A 15,492-nucleotide genomic window follows, 5' to 3' on the forward strand; every position below is an offset into this window, starting at 1 on the left:
TCGGTCCTTGGATGCTTGATCAGACGTGAAGCAAGAGGTGCTCACGTTCCCACGGAGATATGACTTTCATGAACTCGTCGAACTCCAGTTCCTTGATCTCGGTGTAGATGGTGATGAACTCCTTGCCCAGCACCTCGTGCAGGTCGGGTTCGCGGCGCAGCCAGTCCAGCGCTTCGCCCAGCGAGCGCGGCAGCGAGTACGGCGCCAGGTAGGCGTCGCCCTTCATCTCGGGCTTGGGCTTGATCTTGTTCTTCATGCCCAGGTAGCCGCAGGCCAGCGTCATCGCCATGGCCACGTACGGGTTGGCGTCGGCGCCGATGACGCGGTTTTCCACCCGTCGCGCGGCCGGGCTGGAGATCGGCGAGCGGATGCCCACGGTGCGGTTGTCGTGGCCCCACTCGATGTTGATCGGCGCGGCCGTGTGGCGCGAGAGGCGGCGGTAGCTGTTCACGTAGGGCGCCACCAGCACCATGGCGGCCGGGATGTAGCGCTGCAGGCCGCCGATGTAGTGGTGGAACGCATCGGACGCCGTGCCGTCTTCGTTGCTGAAGATGTTCTGGCCGGTGGCCTTGTCCAGGATGCTCTGGTGCACGTGCATGGCGCTGCCGGGCTCGCCCGCGATCGGCTTGGCCATGAAGGTGGCGTACATGTCGTGGCGCAGCGCGGCCTCGCGCACCGTGCGCTTGAAGAAGAACACCTCGTCGGCCAGGCCCAGCGGGTGGGCGTGGAAGAAGTTGATCTCCATCTGCCCCGCGCCCACCTCGTGGATCAGCGTGTCCACGTTGAGCTCCATCTTGTCGCAGTAGTCGTAGATCTCCTCGAACAGCGGGTCGAACTCGTTCACCGCGTCGATGCTGTAGGCCTGGCGCGAGGTCTCGGCGCGGCCACTGCGGCCGATCGGAGGCTTGAGCAGGGTGTTCGGGTCGGTGTTGCGCGCGGTCAGGTAGAACTCCAGCTCGGGCGCCACCACCGGCTCCCAGCCCTCGGCGGCGTAGAGGTCGCAGATGCGGCGCAGCACGCTGCGCGGCGCAAACGGCACCAGCTTGCCTTCGTGGTCAAAACAGTCGTGGATCACCTGCGCGGTCGGGTCGGTGGCCCAGGGCACGATGCGCACGGTGCTCGGATCCGGACGCAGCTGCATGTCCTTGTCGGTCGGGTCCACCACGTCGTAGTACGGGCCACTCTCGGGGAACTCGCCCGTCACCCCCATGCCCACGATGGCCTGGGGCAGGCGCATGCCGCGGTCTTCGGTGAACTTGCCACGCGGCAGGATCTTGCCGCGCGCCACGCCGGTCAGGTCGGGCACCAGGCATTCCACCTCGGTGACGCGGCGCTCGTTGAGCCAGTTCTCCAGGTCGTTGAAAGTGATCACGGTTTTGGGGGCTGTCATGTGCCGATTCCTTGTCTGTCGTTGTGTGCGGTGCTGCCGGGTCGGGAAAAACGCTCAGGCGCCGAGGGTGACGCGGCTGCGGTTCAGGTCCGCGGCCTGCATGCGCAAGCTCATGCGCTGGCGGCAGGCCTTGCCGAAGGCCTCGAAGATCGCGGCGTAGAACGGCGTTTCCCAGCATCGCCATTCGGGGTGGAACTGCACGGCGTAGGCGAAGGTGTGGGCGCCCTTGACGCCGAACGCCTCCACCAGACCATCGGGTGCATGGCCCAGCGCCTCCAGCCCGGGCGCGAGCTGGCTGATGCCCTGGCCGTGCAGCGAATTCACCATCGCCTCGGCGCCACCGGCCCAGGTCTCGAACACACTGCCCGGCGCCAGCCGGATCGGGTGGCTGGGCGCGTACTGTTCTTCAAACGGGGCCGTCTTGGGCTCGCGGTGGTCCGCCAGGCCGGGTACCTCGTGCACCCGCTGGTGCAGCCGGCCACCAAGCGCCACGTTGATCTCCTGGAAACCCCGGCACACGCCCAGCAGCGGCACGCCTTCGTGCACGCAGGCCTTCACCAGCGCCAGCGTCAGCAAGTCGCGCGCGGGGTCCAGCGGCAGGCTGGGGTCGGCCACGTCTTCATCAAAATGCGAGGGGTGCACATTGGAGGGCGATCCGGTCAGCATCACGCCATCCACCATCGCCAGCAGATCGCTGATGTCGCCTGTCTCGGCCAGCGGGAACATCACCGGCTGGGCCTGGGCTCCCACCTTGACGGCGCGCGCGTATTTGTCACCCAGCAGCAAAAACGGCATCAGATGCCCGTGATCGCCCATGAGGCGGTGGTCGGCTGGCAGCCAAACCATGCAGGGCGGCAGCTTGTTCATGGAATCTCCAAATACGTCACTTGATTCTGATGCTCAAATTGGATCACAATCAGAGCCAGTTGATGCCACCTTATGGTGCCATTTCGCGAATACCCTCCTGTGCCGCTGACGCGGCTTCCCCTTGAGGGGGTCCGCACGGGTGGCCTGGCAAAGCCGGTTCCACGCTGCTTCAGGGTGAGGCACTCCGCTCCGAACAGTCCATTGAACATTTTTTCCAACACCCATGCTGTCCGAGTTTTTGCTGAGCGAAATGAACCGACTGGGCAGCCAGGACGCCCTGCCCCTGCACCGCCAACTGTACGAGGCCCTGCGCCGCGCCATGCTCGACGGCAAGCTCGGTGCGGGTGAGCGCCTGTCCTCCAGCCGCGACCTGGCGCAGGACCTGGGCCTCTCGCGCAACACCGTGGTCGCGGCGATCAACCAGCTCAGCGTTGAAGGCTATCTGGTCAGCCGGGTGGGCAGCGGGACCTTTGTCAACGACAACGTGCCGCGGGTCAACCCGGCCTCTGCCGCCCGGCCCCACCTGCGCGGCGCCCCGACGGTAGCGCCCTCGCGCCTGTCGGCCCGCGGTCTGGCTTTGTCCACCACGTTCTGCGCCACGCAGCTCGAAGTCCAGCCCTTCACGCCCGGCATCGCCGACTTCAGCGCCTTCCCGCTCACGCTCTGGCAGCGGCTGCAAAACAAACACTGGCGCATGACCTACCCGGACATGCTGGACTACAACGACTCCGGCGGCTACGCCCCGCTGCGCCGCGCCATCGCCGACTACCTGCGCGTGTTCCGCAGCGTGCAGCTCGATGCGGACCAGGTCATCGTCACCACCGGCACCCAGCAGTCGCTCGAACTCTGCGCCCGGCTGCTGGCCGACCACGGCGACACCGTGTGGGTCGAAGACCCGGCCTACTGGGGCGCGGTCAAGGCCTTCATGGCCACCGGGCTTGCGATCCACCCGGTGCCGGTGGACGACGAAGGCATCTGCCCCAGCGCCGCCGACAACGCCCAGCCGCCACGCCTGATCTACGTCACACCCTCGCACCAGTACCCCACCGGCGCGGTGATGAGCCTGCCGCGGCGCCACCAGCTGCTCTCCACCGCGCGCGCACACGGCGCCTGGGTGCTCGAAGACGACTACGACAGCGAGTACCGCTTCAGCGGCCCACCCATTTCCAGCCTCGAAGGCCTGGACACCGATGGCCGCGTGCTGTACATGGGCACCTTCTCCAAGGTGCTCTACCCCGGCATCAAGCTGGGCTACCTGGTCGTGCCCAAGCCGCTCGTCGCGGCTTTCAAGCAGGCGCATTACGACCTCAACCGCCCCGGCCAGATGCCCATGCAGGCTGCGCTCGCCGAGTTCATCGAGATGGGCCACTTCAGCAGCGCGCTGCGCCGCGCCCGCCAGAGCTACGGCGAGCGCCGGCAGGCCTTGCTGGAAGCGCTCAAGCCGGTGCTCGCGCCCGGCACCGAAGGCCCCGCCATCAGCGGCGCCGAACAGGGCCTGCACCTGTGCCTGCGCCTGCCCGCTGCGGTGGACGACGCCGCGCTGGCCCAGCGCATCGCGCAACAGGGTCTCACGGTGCGCCCGCTCTCGGCCTACTGCCTCGCCCGCAAAGACCTCAGGGGCCTGGTGATCGGCTACGGCTATGCGCCGCTGTCCGACATCAAGCGCTGCGGCCCGGTGCTCAGTGCGGCCGTCCGGAGCCTGAAGAAAACCTGAAACGGGCGGGCGCGCTCAGACCGCCGGACCGCCTTCGCGGAGATCGAACTTGTCGATCCGGTAGCGCATGGTGTCGCGCGAGATGCCCAGCGCGCGCGCCGCCTGGGTGACGTTCCAGCGGTTGCGCTCCAGCGCGCTGAGCAGCAGCCGGCGCTCGGCGTCGGGCAGGCTGGTCGGCAGCGGGTCGGTGTTCAGCGGCGCCACGCCGGCGAACCCCGCCTCCAGCGCCACCGGCAGGGGCAGATCGTCGGCCTCGATCACCGGGTCGCCCGCCAGCATCGCGCACTGCTCCACCGTGTTGGCCAGTTCGCGCACATTGCCCGGCCAGTTGTGCGCCTCCATGCGCTGCAGGGCCTCTGCGGAAAACACCAGCGGGCCCTTGCCATAGCGGCGCGCCGAACGGGCCAGGAACAGCAGCGCCAGCTGGGTCACGTCGCCTTGGCGCTGGCGCAGGGGCGGCAGGTTGACTTTCAAAGTCCCGAGCCGGAAATACAGGTCGTCGCGAAACCGGCCCTCTTTCACCATGGTCTCCAGTGAGCGGTTGGTCGCCACCAGCACCCGCACATCCACCGTCCGCGCGCGCACGCTGCCCAGACGTCGCACCTGGTGGTCCTCCAGCAGCTTGAGCAACTTGGCCTGGGTGGCCAGCTCCAGCTCACCCACCTCGTCCAGGAACAGCGTGCCGCCGTGCGCCGCCTCCACCAGGCCGATGCGCCGCTCGCGCGCATCGGTGAAGGCCCCGCGTTCGTGACCAAACAGTTCACTCTCCACCAGCTGGGAGGGCAGACCGGCGCAGTTGATTTCGACGAACGGCCCGTTGCGGCGCGGCCCTTCGAAATGCAGCGCCCGCGCCACCAGCTCCTTGCCGGTGCCGGTCTCGCCGCCGATCAGGACCGCCGGGGCGAACCCGTCGGTCATCTGCGCATCGGCCTCCACCAGCTGGCGCAAGCGCCCGCGCAGGCGCTGCATGGGCGCGGAGTCGCCGACCAGCGCCGCGATGCCCTGGCCCTCGGGCAGCGTCACCGCGCTGCCCGCCCGCAGGTGCCGCAGCTCCTGGGCCTGGCGCTGCTGCTGCACCGCGCGGTCCAGCACCTGCTTGAGCTGGTGCAGCGACACCGGCTTGATCAGGTAGTCATAAGCGCCGGCCCGCATCGCGTCCACCGCCACCTGCTCGCTGCCGTGCCCGGTGGCCATCACCACCGGCAGGTTCGGCTCGCGCTCGCGCATCAGGCGGAGCACGGCCAGCCCCGTCTTGCCCGGCAGGTTGTGGTCCAGCAGGACCACGTCCGGGCGCTCGGCCTCCAGCAGTTCCAGCCCTTCTTCGCCACTGGCCGCGAGCTGGCAACCGATGCCGTGGCGCTCCAGGTAGGTGTGCATGTTGCGGGCCAGCACGGGCTCGTCTTCCACAATCAGAACGCTGTAGCTCATGGTGTCGGTGTTCCGGGTCGGGTGGTCGGGTGTTGGGTCGCGGAGTGGCTGCGCACCGGCCAGCGGATGCGGGCGCGGGTGCCCTCGCCCAGCCGGCTCTCCAGCGTCAGTGTGCCGCCCAGGCGCTCGATGCTGCGGCGCGCCAGCGGCAGGCCGACGCCGAGGCCGCTGCGCTTGGTGGTGTGGAAGGGCGTGAACACGCGCTCCAGATCGTCGGCCGAGATGCCCACACCGTTGTCCGCCACCACCAGGCTCAGCACGCCCTTCTCCAGCGCGGCGCTCAGGCGGAGCTGACCGCCCGAAGGCATGGCATCGAGCGCGTTGCTGACCAGGTTGTCCACCACCTGCTCCAGCGCGGGCGCGTCGGCCCAAACCTGTGGCAGGTCCGCGGCCAGCTCACACGACACGGCGATCCCCTGGCGCCGGGCGCGCGGCGCGTGCGCGGCCAGCACGGCGTCGAGCAGGTCACGCAGACACAAAGGCTGGAGCGCCCGGCCGCCCTGCTGGGCGTAGGCCAGCAGTTTGGCGATCCAGGCCTGCAGCCGATCCACCTCCGACATGATGTCGTTCGCCTCCCGCGGCTGCTCGGGGCCCATGGCGATCAGCTCGGCGCTGGAGCGGATCGACGCCAGCGGGTTGCGCAAGCCGTGCGCCACCGCCGACGCCATGTCGCCCACGGCGGCCAGGGACTCGTTGGTCACGATGGTCCGCTGCTGGGCCGCGATCTGCCGGTCGGCCTGCATCACCATCCAGACCAGCACCAGGTAGGTCAGCAGGCCGCCGCCGGCACAGGCCAGCCACACGTAGCGCGTCACCTCGTGCACCGAGTCGATCAGGCGCGTGGGCAGCATGTAGAGCTCGGCCACACCGACCACGCGGTGGGTGACCGCGTCCCGGACCGGGATGTAGACCTCGATGGCATCGCGCCCGTCGTCGGGCACGAACGCGTGTTCCGGCTTGATGAAGCTGGAAGCCTCCAGCAGCGCGCTCTCCAGCGCCAGCCGTCCGCCCAGCGCTTCGTCCAGTTCGGCGTTGACCCCGGCGTCGCGCCCGATGGCCTCGGGGTTGGTGGACCACACCAGCCGGCGCTGCGCATCAAACACATTGGTGTGCACCAGCCCCGGCATGCGCGCCATCTCGCCAAACAGCTGCTCGAACTGCCGGGCCTTGCCGCCCTGCTGGAACAGGCGGTGGCCGTCCTGCATGCGCACCAGGCTGTCGAGGAACTCCTGCGCCAGCTCGGCGTTGCGCCAGAGCATGCGCTCGGACACATGGCGCGACAGCAGGGTCGCGCTGGTCAAGGCCGAAAGCGCGATGCACACCAGGCTGAGCACGGCAAAACGGCGTGTCCAGGTCAGCGGCGAATGGGCGAAAAAGGCCCGCAGGGAGGCCAGCAGGCGGGCACCAGAGAAGCTTGTTCGGGTCATGGTGGATCCCATTCCATTCCGGGCAGCGTAACGCAAAACCCGTTGGCGGCGGGCGCCGGACCGGCGCTCAGCAGGCCCCAGCGGTGGGTGGGGCAAAACCCCCGGCGGCGGGCCCAAACGGGGCATTTGCCCCACCCGCCAATCCCTGGTCCCGGTGCCGGGACCGGCGTCGAAACGGTCCGAAAAGTCAACAAATTCAAGGGTCTCATGGGTCACACACCGGGCAGGGAGGGTCGGCTGGCACAACGATTGCGCAAGCCCATCGCACCACCGGCCCGTCCTTCCAAGCAAATCCCCCTCCATGTCCTGCTCTCTCCATCTGGCGCACTTTCAGGCGGGCCTGAACGCCCGGGCCCCGGCGCTCCGGACCCCGACCGGGACCGCGCCCGCCGATGGCACGGCCTGCCGGCGCTTCCTGCGCGCCCCCGGCACCCCGGCATCGGCGTTTCCCGGTGTGCCCACACACCCGCCGGACCTGTACGTCCAGGACATCACCCCACCGTGGTACGGCCTGGGCGGCACGGGATAGGATCTTTCGGCAGCGTGTGCGACAGCGCACAGACCCGATTGAAAACGGGGATCAAACTGACAGGTGACAACCTTTCAGGAGACCCCGACATGACTTCCCTATCAAGAACCCTGCTGGCCGTGGCCGGCATCGCCTTCAGTGCCCAGGTGGCCGCGCAGGCCACCTTCTACGAAAACCCGGGCTTCACTGGCCGAACCGTGCGTGCCAACCAGGAAATCACCCGGTTCGACCGCTACAGCTTCAACGACCGCACCTCGTCCGTGGTGATCGTCGGCAACCGCTGGGAGGTTTGTGAGCACAGCAGTTTCCAGGGTCGCTGCGTGGTGCTGCGTCCGGGGAAATATCCCTCGCTGGCCGACATGGGCCTGAACGACGAGCTCTCCTCGGCGCGCGCCATCGCCCGCAACGCCCGGGTGGACGACGACCGCTATGCGCCGGTTCCGGTCGTGGTTGCGCCCCAGGTCACGTTCTACGAGCGCGAAGGCTTCGACGGCCGCGCCTTCACCACCACCGGGGCCATCCCCAACTTCCGCCGCTACGGCTTCAACGACCGCGCCTCGTCGGCGGTCGTGGTCGGTGAACGCTGGGAGGTCTGCGACGACAACCGCTACCGCGGGCGCTGCGTCGTGCTGCGCCCCGGACGTTACCCTTCGCTGGAAGCGATGGGCCTGGACAACGAGGTCACCTCGGTGCGTACCGTCGCGGGCAACGTGCGCATCCGCCACGACCGCTATGCACCCCCGTTCGGCCCCGCACCGGCGGACGACGGCCAGGTCACCTTCTTCGAACGGGCGGGCTTCCAGGGCCGCTCCTTCACCACGGAAGAAGCCATCGCCAATCTGGAACGGGCCGGCTTCAACGACCGCGCCACCTCGGCGATCGTGATCGGTGAGCGTTGGGAGGTCTGCAACGACACCCGGTTCAGTGGACGCTGCGTCGTGCTGCGCCCCGGGCGCTACCCGTCGCTGGAAGCGATGGGCATGAACGACCGCATCTCGTCCGTGCGCACCGTCGAAGGCCGCGGCCGCATCGACAACGACCGCTACGCACCGCAACCGGTGGCGATCTACGACAGCCGGCGCCGCAACAACGAGCGGCTCTTCGAAGCCCCGGTCACGTCCGTGCGGGCCGTGCTCGCCACCTCGGGGCAGCGCTGCTGGGTCGAGCGTGAACAGGTGCAGGGCCAGGGCGGCAACGCCAACGTGCCCGGTGCGCTGGCTGGCGCCCTCATCGGCGGCATCCTGGGCCACCAGGTGGGCGGCGGCAGCGGCAAGGACATCGCCACCGTGGGTGGCGTGATCGCCGGTGCCGCGCTCGGTGCCAACGTCGGTCGTGATGGGCAGGCCGCCACGCAGGACGTGCGGCGCTGCGAAAACACCCCCGGTGGCGCGCAACCCGCGTTCTGGGACGTGTCCTACAACTTCCGCGGCCAGGACCACCGCGTCCAGATGGCCATGGACCCGGGCAACACCATCACGGTGAACGAACGGGGCGAGCCGCGTCAGCAACGGTGATGCTTTGAGGGCCGATGGCCCTCAAAGTGCATCGCGCAAGCGGTACCAGAGCATGCCCAGCGCCAGGCTGGGCGTGCGCAGCAGGGAGCCGCCGGGAAACGGGCGGTGCTGCAGGCGGCTGAAGACATCAAAACGGCCCGCCTGCCCGGCCACCGCCTCGGCCACGAGCTGGCCCGCCAGCCCGGTGAGCGCCACACCGTGGCCGCTGAAGCCCTGCAGGTAATAGAGGTTGTCGCCCAGGCGGCCAAAGTCGGGCGCGCGGTTCATGCTGATGTCCACGAAGCCCCCCCAGACGTATTCGATCGGGACGCCCTTCAAGGCCGGGAACACGGCGCACAGGCGCCGCGCCATCACGCCCTTCAGGTCGTGCGGCGTCATGGTCGTGTAGCTCACGCGCCCGCCAAACAGCAGCCGGTGGTCGGCGCTGAAACGGAAATAGTCGAGCACGAAGTTGTTGTCGCAGACCGCCGCCTTGTGCGCGATCAGGCGCTCGCACAGGGCCGGGTCCAGCGGCGCGGTGCCCACCATGTAGGTGCCCACCGGCATCACGCGCGGCGTGATCTCGGGCGCCACCTGCGGGCCGTATTCGGGCAGCATGCAGTTGCCCGCCAGCACGCCAAAGCGCGCCGTCACGTGCCCGTGCGCGGTCGTGGCCACCAGCGTTGGGCCGCGCCGCAGGCCGGTCACCGGCGTGTTCTCAAACAGGCGCACACCCGCCGCCTGCGCCACCCGCGCCAGGCCGAGCGCGTACTTCAGCGGGTGCAGATGTCCCGAACGCCGTTCGTACGCCGCGGCCACATAGCGCGGGCTGTCGATGAGGCGCCGCACATCGTCGCCGGTGGCCACATCACAGTCCACGCCGCGCCGCCGCAGGTCGTCCACCTCGGCCTGCAACGCGCGCGCCTTTCGGGCCGATTCGGCCACATAGGTGTAGCCGCGCTGCCAGTCGCAGTCGATGCCGAGTGCCAGGGCCCGCTGCTCGATCAGGTCCACCGCCTCGACCGACATGTCCCAGGCACATTGCGCATCGGCCTCCCCCAGCTGCGCTTCAAACGGCCCCTGCCCGCTGGCATAACCCACGATGGCCTGACCGCCGTTGCGCCCGCTCGCGCCGCTGCCCACGCGGTCGGCCTCCAGCACCACCACGCTCAGGCCCTGCTGCGCCAGCTCCAGCGCCGCGCTCAGGCCGGCAAAGCCCGCGCCCACCACCACCACGTCGGCCTGCACCGCACCGTGCAAGGGGGCATTCGGCAGCGGCCGGACCACGCTGGCTTCGTAATAACTCTGCTGGTTGAGCTGGGTGTCGGAGCCCAGCAAGGAGCGCGAGAACATCATGGGCTTCTTAGTGGTGAGTCGGTCAGTTCCCGGTGCGTCGGGAGGGAAAACGCGCCCTGCAGCACACACCGCAGAACCGGCTTTGTCGGGCTGCTGGTGTGGTCCCCCTGGAGGGGGAAGACGCGAAGCGGCGCAGGGGGTGCTTCATTTCTTCGCGATCTGGCCACACAGGTAGGTCCAGACGAAACAGGCCGCGGCGTGGCTGGTCAGCTCGGCGTGGTCGTAGGCCGGGGCCACCTCCACGCAGTCCATGCCGATCCAGTTCAGCCCGGCCAGCTCCTCGATGAAGGTCAGCACCTGCGAACTCGTCAGCCCACCGGGCTCGGGCGTGCCGGTGCCGGGCGCAAACGCCGGGTCCAGCACGTCAATGTCCAGCGTCAGGTAACAGGGCCGCTGGCCGATGCGGGCGCGGATCGCGTCGATCGCGGGCCGCAACCCCGAACCGTCCAGACCGCGCAACGCGCGCGCGGTGAAGATCTGCCCGCCCTGGTCGGCCACGTACTCGCGCGCGGCGCGCTCGCCGCTGGAGCGGATGCCGATCTGCACCGTGTGCGCCGGGCTGATCAACCCCTCCTGCAGCGCTTCATAGGTCCAGGTGCCATGGCCCGAGGGTTCGCCAAAGTGATCGCTCCAGGTGTCGCAGTGCGCGTCGAAATGCACACAGGCCAGCGGCTCGCCGTTGCCGTATTGCGCCTTCGCCGCGCGCAGCAGCGGGAGCGTCACCGAATGGTCGCCGCCGAGGAACACGCCGTGGTGTTTCGCCATCAGCGCCGCCGCCTGCGCCTCGATGGCGCGGCGCACCTCGGGCAGCGGCGAGGCGTTGGGCAGACGCATGTCCAGCGCATCGCCCAGCTGGCCCAGCGGCGACACGTCAAACACCGGGTGGATGCCATCGCACAGCATCAGGCTCGCCGCGCGGATCGCCTGCGGGCCGAAACGTGCCCCCGGCCGGTTCGTCACCACGCCGTCGAACGGCACGCCCGCCACGGCAAACGCCTGATCGCTCAGTGCGGGCGCGGCCAGAAAGCGGTTGGTGTTGTTGGCGTAGGCAAACTGTCCCGTGGCCATGGCGGTCCTTGGTGTGGCAAAGCTCGAAATTGGAACCTCAAGATACCAACGATTCACAAGCCTCATGAGTCCATTTGAAGCGCCAACCCACCGTCCACCGGGCCATGCGACGCCAAAGCCCTCGCGCCCAGCAAAACACCCGCCCGTCCGCTAGCATCCCGCCACCCGGTGCCCACGCCCCGACCCACCCTCTCCCACACCCGGAACCACCCGAGGCAACCACCCCATGAAGCTTTATTACTCCCCCGGCGCCTGTTCGCTCTCGCCCCACATCGCCCTGCACGAAGCCGGCCTCGCCTTCGAAGCCGTCGCCGCGCCCACCAAGACGCACAAGCTGCCCGACGGCAGCGACTACTACCTCGTCAACCCGCTGGGCTACGTGCCCTTCCTCGCGCTCGACAGCGGCGAGACCCTGCGCGAAGGCCCGGCCATCGTGCAGTACATCGCCGACCAGGCGCCCGAGAAGAATCTCGCGCCCGCCAACGGCACCCTGGCCCGCTACCAGTTGCAGTCGTGGCTCAACTTCATCGGCACCGAACTGCACAAGGGCGGCTTCAGCCCCCTGTTCAACCCCGCCCAGCCCGCCGAGGCCAAACAGATTTTCAAGGACCGCCTGCTGCAGCGCCTGATCTGGGTGGACGGCCAACTCGCCGGCCAGCAATACCTGATGGGTGACCAGTTCACCGTGGCCGACGGCTACCTCTTCACCGTCACCAACTGGATCAAGCCGCTGGGCCTGGACGTGAGCGGCCTGGCCAACCTCGCCGCCTACCGCGAGCGCGTGGCGGCCCGCCCGGCGGTGCAGGCCGCGATGAAGGCCGAAGGCTTGATCAAGTAAACGTTGCACGCGCCCCCGTGGGGACTCTGCGGAGACCCATTTCCATGGGTGGTCGTGCTGTATTGTTGAATACACGCCAGCGGTACCCCCATGAGCGACATCCCAACCCGCGTTGCAAGCCTGAACGACCTCGACGCCATTGCCCCGTTGTTCGACGCCTACCGCCAGTTCTACGAACAAGCACCCGATCTGGCTCTGGCCCGGCGCTTTATCGCTGAGCGTCTACAGAACGGTGAGTCCGTCGTCTTGCTGGCCCTCGACACAGCCGGGCAAGCCATTGGCTTCTGCCAGCTCTATCCCAGCTTCTGTTCGGTGGAGGCCCAGCCCATTTGCACACTGTACGACCTCTTCGTGGCGCCAACCTCCCGGCGCACAGGGGCAGGAAAATGCCTGCTGCAAGCCGCCGCACGACTCGCTGCGGCCCACGGCAAAGCGCGCATGGACCTCACCACCGCCCGCAACAACCACACCGCACAGTCGGTGTATGAATCCCTCGGCTGGGTACGCGACGACGTGTTCCTCGCGTACAGCAAGCGCGTCACTTGCTGACGCTGCAGCCAACGCCCAGCGCGATGACGCCCGAGCGCTCAGGCAGCGCTCACAATGCCCGCTGCCGCAGCGCCAGTACTGCCCCCACCCACAGCGCCAGCGCTGAAAACACCAGCCCGCGCGCCAGCCCGCCCGGACCGTCGGCGATGAGGCCGACCACGGTGGGGCCGACGATCTGGCCGGCGGCGAAGATGACGGTGAAGGCGCTGATGCCGGCGGCCCATTGCGCGGGTGGCAGGTTGTGCCGCACCAGCGCCGTCGTGGACGCCACCACCGAGAGGAACACGCCGCCAAACAGCAGGCCCGAGGCGATCACGAGCGGCCAGGCGGTGGTGAGCGCGGGCAGGATGGCGGCCACGCCGAGCAGGGCGTTGAGCCGCGCCAGCGCCTGGCCGCTCTTGTGGCGGTCGAGCAGGCCGGCCCAGATGCGCGACGAGGCCACCACCGCCACCCCGAGCAGCGCATAAAACAGGGTGATCGCGCCGGGGCTGCTGCCTTGCTCACGCAGCAGCGCGATCACGAAGGTCATGTAGCCGATGTAGCCAACGCCAAAACCGGCATAGCCCGCCAGCGCATAAGCGAAGTCGCGCATGCGGAACACGCGGCTGGCGAGCGGGCCTGCGGCTTGCCCGGTGGAAGCGGCCACGGCCGGGCGGGCGGCTTCGCTGGCCGCGAGCACGCGCGCGGGCCAGGCCAGCAGCGCCGTCGCCAGCGCGCACAACAGCGCCAGGCCCCACCACGCCCAGGCCCAGCCATGGGGCTGGTCAGCCGCCCGCTCCAGCAGCCAGGGCACGCCGAACGCGGAAACCACGATGCCCAGCCCGGTGCCGCCGTAATACAGCCCGAGCAGGAACCCACTTCGATGCGGTTGGCGTGCGCCCAGCCGAGCGGCCAGCAGGCCACCGGTGCTGAACACCAGGGCGCTGGCCACACCCGCCAGACACCGCTGCAGCAGCAGCGCCGTGGCGTCGGTGAAAAAGCCGCTGGCGGCCATGAACAGCGTGGCCAGCACCGAGCCCGCCAGCAGCACGCGCATGGGCGACAGGCGTTTGAGCAGCCACGACATGGCCAGGGCACCGATGAGGTAACCCACGGCGTTGGCGGTGTTCATGGCGCCGGCCAAGGTGTAGCTCCAGCCCAGGTCGTCGCGCATGGGCGGCAACAGCAGGCCGTAGGCAAAGCGCGTGATGCCCAACGACACCGCCGCGCCCAGCGAGAGCGCCAGGGCCAGGCGCAGGTAGGGCGTGTGGTCGGGCGCGTCGGGCGCCGGGGAAGCGGGCAAGGGGAGGGACATCGCCGGCCATTGTGGGCCAGAGCGCGCCCGAGCAGCCGGGAGGCCGCTGCGCCGGCTCAGGCCGCGGGCAACCAGGCGGATTCAGCGCCGTCCTGCCGCGCGGACGGGCGATGCCTGTCCGGGTGGGCATCGGGCTCGTTGGCCGCGGCCCGGTGTTCAGAGCCACGCGGCCCCGGCCGCAGCGTCCAGGGCAGGTTGAGTTGGTTGATATCGACCGCGGCGACCCCCTGGCTGCGGACCGCCGCGATGGCCCGCACCGGCGCATCGGACGCCTGCCAGAACAGGCGCAAGTGCTGGCCCAACAGCCGCCGCAGCGTCACCGTCAGCTGGGTGCGACGCTCACCCTCCAGAAAGCCGTGGGCCTGCAGCAGCTGCAGCAGATCGAACACCAGCGGCTCATTTTTCAGGAGCTGACGCTCCAGTTGGGCAACAGACAGCATGACCAGCGCATCGGCGCCCGGCCACGGCTCGGGGGCGGCGGCACACACGTCGATCAGCACCGCCCGCAGGGTGTCGAAAAAAGCGGCGTGTCCGCTCGGCTCCCGGGTGTCGGGCACCCGCTGGAGCAACTGCACCAGGGTGTGCAATGGCCGCGAGAGCTCGTGGCGTTCGCCGGAACGGGAAAGAGAGATGGGATGTGACATGGCGGGCCCACATCAAGTGGGAACTGGTCCTGAACAGTTCCCAGCATCCCCGCACGGACCGCGGCAGGCATTGACTCTGATCACGCAAACACCACTTTGGTGTTCATCCTCAACCATCAGACCACCGCGAACTTCTTTCACCAGCGGCGGAGCCGCCACCACGCCCCGGAGGGCGGCGATCAGCCCTGACCCAGACCCACCGGCGCGGGCGCGCGCATGACGATGCGGGTGAACAGGCGGTCGAACTGCGGGTCGCGCGGCACGCGGCTGTTCAGGGGATCCTGGTTGGTGGCGAACGCGGCGTTGAGCGCGTGCCAGTCGGCGTCGGTCAGGCTCTTTTCGGCTTCCGGCAGGATCACCGACTCTTCGAGCCGCATGTGCTCGAGGTAGAAATCCACATAGCGGGTCACCTCGTCTTCGAACGCCTGGCGCCGGGTGTCGCCCAGCAGCTCCCAGGCCATCAGCAGGTGCATGAGTTCGCGCACCCGAAGCTCGCCCTGCATGTGGTCGCGCTCCAGCTGGTCGATGGCGGCCATGGTGTGCGGTGCCACGCGCGCCACGCGGGGGAACAGCAGGTCCGACTCCTTGGGATGGTGGTGCTTCTCGGGAAACTCGTCGATGTAGAACAGCATCGCCCGCAACACGTCAAAAAACAGCTCGGACTGGCCCGTCCCCTCGGGATCGGGACCGCGCCGGACCATCTGCATGAGCGATTGCAACATCGCTGCCAGGGAGGCGTGTTCGTCGCGGATGACCCGCAGGGCTTCGTGGTTCATGGTGCTGGTCTCCTCAGGGGTCAAAAAACCGACCCATCGGTCGGTTAACTCAACCCGAGACTATCACCGAACACGGCGCGCACCAGCTTGATGCACATCAACCCTGCCCGCCAAGTTGC

The 15,492-nt window shown here is 68.6% G+C and carries 14 protein-coding genes; 5 read left to right on the forward strand and 9 right to left on the reverse strand.

What is annotated here, in order from left to right:
* Nucleotides 1–19 precede the first annotated feature (19 nt).
* On the reverse strand, nt 20–1,390 hold the full coding sequence (locus F3K02_RS15855; RefSeq protein WP_177136600.1) for a glutamine synthetase family protein: 1,371 nt from the start codon (nt 1,388–1,390) through the stop codon (nt 20–22).
* 54 nt (nt 1,391–1,444) lie between these two features.
* Nucleotides 1,445–2,257 (reverse strand): gamma-glutamyl-gamma-aminobutyrate hydrolase family protein, encoded by an 813-nt coding sequence (locus F3K02_RS15860; RefSeq protein ID WP_177136601.1) that lies wholly within the window; start codon nt 2,255–2,257, stop codon nt 1,445–1,447.
* A gap of 223 nt (nt 2,258–2,480) precedes the next feature.
* On the opposite strand from F3K02_RS15860, the gene pdxR reads away from it, so the two are divergent.
* Nucleotides 2,481–3,971 (forward strand): MocR-like pyridoxine biosynthesis transcription factor PdxR, encoded by a 1,491-nt coding sequence (pdxR, locus tag F3K02_RS15865; RefSeq protein ID WP_177136602.1) that lies wholly within the window; start codon nt 2,481–2,483, stop codon nt 3,969–3,971.
* A 15-nt stretch (nt 3,972–3,986) separates the two neighbouring features.
* Here pdxR and F3K02_RS15870 read toward each other — a convergent pair whose 3' ends face one another.
* Nucleotides 3,987–5,399 (reverse strand): sigma-54-dependent transcriptional regulator, encoded by a 1,413-nt coding sequence (locus F3K02_RS15870; RefSeq protein WP_177136603.1) that lies wholly within the window; start codon nt 5,397–5,399, stop codon nt 3,987–3,989.
* On the reverse strand, nt 5,396–6,826 hold the full coding sequence (locus F3K02_RS15875; RefSeq protein ID WP_177136604.1) for a sensor histidine kinase: 1,431 nt from the start codon (nt 6,824–6,826) through the stop codon (nt 5,396–5,398). Before F3K02_RS15875 ends, F3K02_RS15870 begins: the two co-directional genes overlap by 4 nt.
* A 301-nt stretch (nt 6,827–7,127) precedes the next feature.
* On the opposite strand from F3K02_RS15875, the gene F3K02_RS15880 reads away from it, so the two are divergent.
* A complete protein-coding gene (locus F3K02_RS15880) occupies nt 7,128–7,355 on the forward strand; it encodes a hypothetical protein (protein WP_177136605.1) in 228 nt (75 codons plus the stop codon).
* Nucleotides 7,356–7,444: 89 nt separating this feature from the next.
* Nucleotides 7,445–8,869, forward strand: coding sequence for a beta/gamma crystallin-related protein (locus F3K02_RS15885; RefSeq protein WP_177136606.1), 1,425 nt, complete (start codon nt 7,445–7,447; stop codon nt 8,867–8,869).
* Between the two features lie 21 nt (nt 8,870–8,890).
* Here F3K02_RS15885 and F3K02_RS15890 read toward each other — a convergent pair whose 3' ends face one another.
* Together F3K02_RS15890 and speB are read right to left on the reverse strand one after the other, a co-directional pair.
* A complete protein-coding gene (locus tag F3K02_RS15890) occupies nt 8,891–10,204 on the reverse strand; it encodes an NAD(P)/FAD-dependent oxidoreductase (RefSeq protein ID WP_425485607.1) in 1,314 nt (437 codons plus the stop codon).
* Nucleotides 10,205–10,348: 144 nt separating this feature from the next.
* Complete coding sequence (gene speB / locus F3K02_RS15895; protein WP_177136607.1) at nt 10,349–11,272, reverse strand: agmatinase; 924 nt, start codon at nt 11,270–11,272, stop codon at nt 10,349–10,351.
* Nucleotides 11,273–11,498: 226 nt separating this feature from the next.
* Here speB and gstA point away from each other — a divergent pair, with 226 nt between their 5' ends.
* Together gstA and F3K02_RS15905 are read left to right on the forward strand one after the other, a co-directional pair.
* On the forward strand, nt 11,499–12,110 hold the full coding sequence (gene gstA, locus F3K02_RS15900) for a glutathione transferase GstA (RefSeq protein ID WP_177136608.1): 612 nt from the start codon (nt 11,499–11,501) through the stop codon (nt 12,108–12,110).
* Between the two features lie 90 nt (nt 12,111–12,200).
* Complete coding sequence (locus F3K02_RS15905; RefSeq protein WP_177136609.1) at nt 12,201–12,659, forward strand: GNAT family N-acetyltransferase; 459 nt, start codon at nt 12,201–12,203, stop codon at nt 12,657–12,659.
* A 49-nt stretch (nt 12,660–12,708) separates the two neighbouring features.
* Here F3K02_RS15905 and F3K02_RS15910 read toward each other — a convergent pair whose 3' ends face one another.
* From F3K02_RS15910 to F3K02_RS15920, 3 genes are all read right to left on the reverse strand, one after another.
* Nucleotides 12,709–13,953: a YbfB/YjiJ family MFS transporter gene (locus F3K02_RS15910; RefSeq protein ID WP_177136610.1), complete on the reverse strand. Its 1,245-nt coding sequence runs from the start codon at nt 13,951–13,953 to the stop codon at nt 12,709–12,711.
* Between the two features lie 56 nt (nt 13,954–14,009).
* Nucleotides 14,010–14,597, reverse strand: a complete 588-nt coding sequence (locus F3K02_RS15915; RefSeq protein WP_177136611.1) for a hypothetical protein — start codon at nt 14,595–14,597, stop codon at nt 14,010–14,012.
* A gap of 179 nt (nt 14,598–14,776) precedes the next feature.
* Nucleotides 14,777–15,373, reverse strand: coding sequence for a hemerythrin domain-containing protein (locus tag F3K02_RS15920; RefSeq protein ID WP_177136612.1), 597 nt, complete (start codon nt 15,371–15,373; stop codon nt 14,777–14,779).
* Nucleotides 15,374–15,492: the final 119 nt, after the last annotated feature.

It is taken from the genome of Hydrogenophaga aromaticivorans (assembly GCF_013387465.1).
In the GTDB taxonomy this organism is placed as follows: Bacteria; Pseudomonadota; Gammaproteobacteria; order Burkholderiales; family Burkholderiaceae_C; genus Hydrogenophaga; species Hydrogenophaga aromaticivorans.

Coding starts and splice junctions, on each gene's coding strand:
- F3K02_RS15885 (WP_177136606.1), top strand. CDS start 7,445: ATGACTTCCCTATCAAGAACCCTGCTGGCCGTGGCCGGCATCGCCTTC.
- speB (WP_177136607.1), bottom strand. CDS start 11,272: ATGGCCACGGGACAGTTTGCCTACGCCAACAACACCAACCGCTTTCTG.
- F3K02_RS15855 (WP_177136600.1), bottom strand. CDS start 1,390: ATGACAGCCCCCAAAACCGTGATCACTTTCAACGACCTGGAGAACTGG.
- F3K02_RS15875 (WP_177136604.1), bottom strand. CDS start 6,826: ATGACCCGAACAAGCTTCTCTGGTGCCCGCCTGCTGGCCTCCCTGCGG.
- F3K02_RS15920 (WP_177136612.1), bottom strand. CDS start 15,373: ATGAACCACGAAGCCCTGCGGGTCATCCGCGACGAACACGCCTCCCTG.
- F3K02_RS15905 (WP_177136609.1), top strand. CDS start 12,201: ATGAGCGACATCCCAACCCGCGTTGCAAGCCTGAACGACCTCGACGCC.
- F3K02_RS15860 (WP_177136601.1), bottom strand. CDS start 2,257: ATGAACAAGCTGCCGCCCTGCATGGTTTGGCTGCCAGCCGACCACCGC.
- F3K02_RS15890 (WP_425485607.1), bottom strand. CDS start 10,204: ATGATGTTCTCGCGCTCCTTGCTGGGCTCCGACACCCAGCTCAACCAG.
- F3K02_RS15910 (WP_177136610.1), bottom strand. CDS start 13,953: ATGTCCCTCCCCTTGCCCGCTTCCCCGGCGCCCGACGCGCCCGACCAC.
- F3K02_RS15870 (WP_177136603.1), bottom strand. CDS start 5,399: ATGAGCTACAGCGTTCTGATTGTGGAAGACGAGCCCGTGCTGGCCCGC.
- pdxR (WP_177136602.1), top strand. CDS start 2,481: ATGCTGTCCGAGTTTTTGCTGAGCGAAATGAACCGACTGGGCAGCCAG.
- gstA (WP_177136608.1), top strand. CDS start 11,499: ATGAAGCTTTATTACTCCCCCGGCGCCTGTTCGCTCTCGCCCCACATC.
- F3K02_RS15915 (WP_177136611.1), bottom strand. CDS start 14,597: ATGTCACATCCCATCTCTCTTTCCCGTTCCGGCGAACGCCACGAGCTC.
- F3K02_RS15880 (WP_177136605.1), top strand. CDS start 7,128: ATGTCCTGCTCTCTCCATCTGGCGCACTTTCAGGCGGGCCTGAACGCC.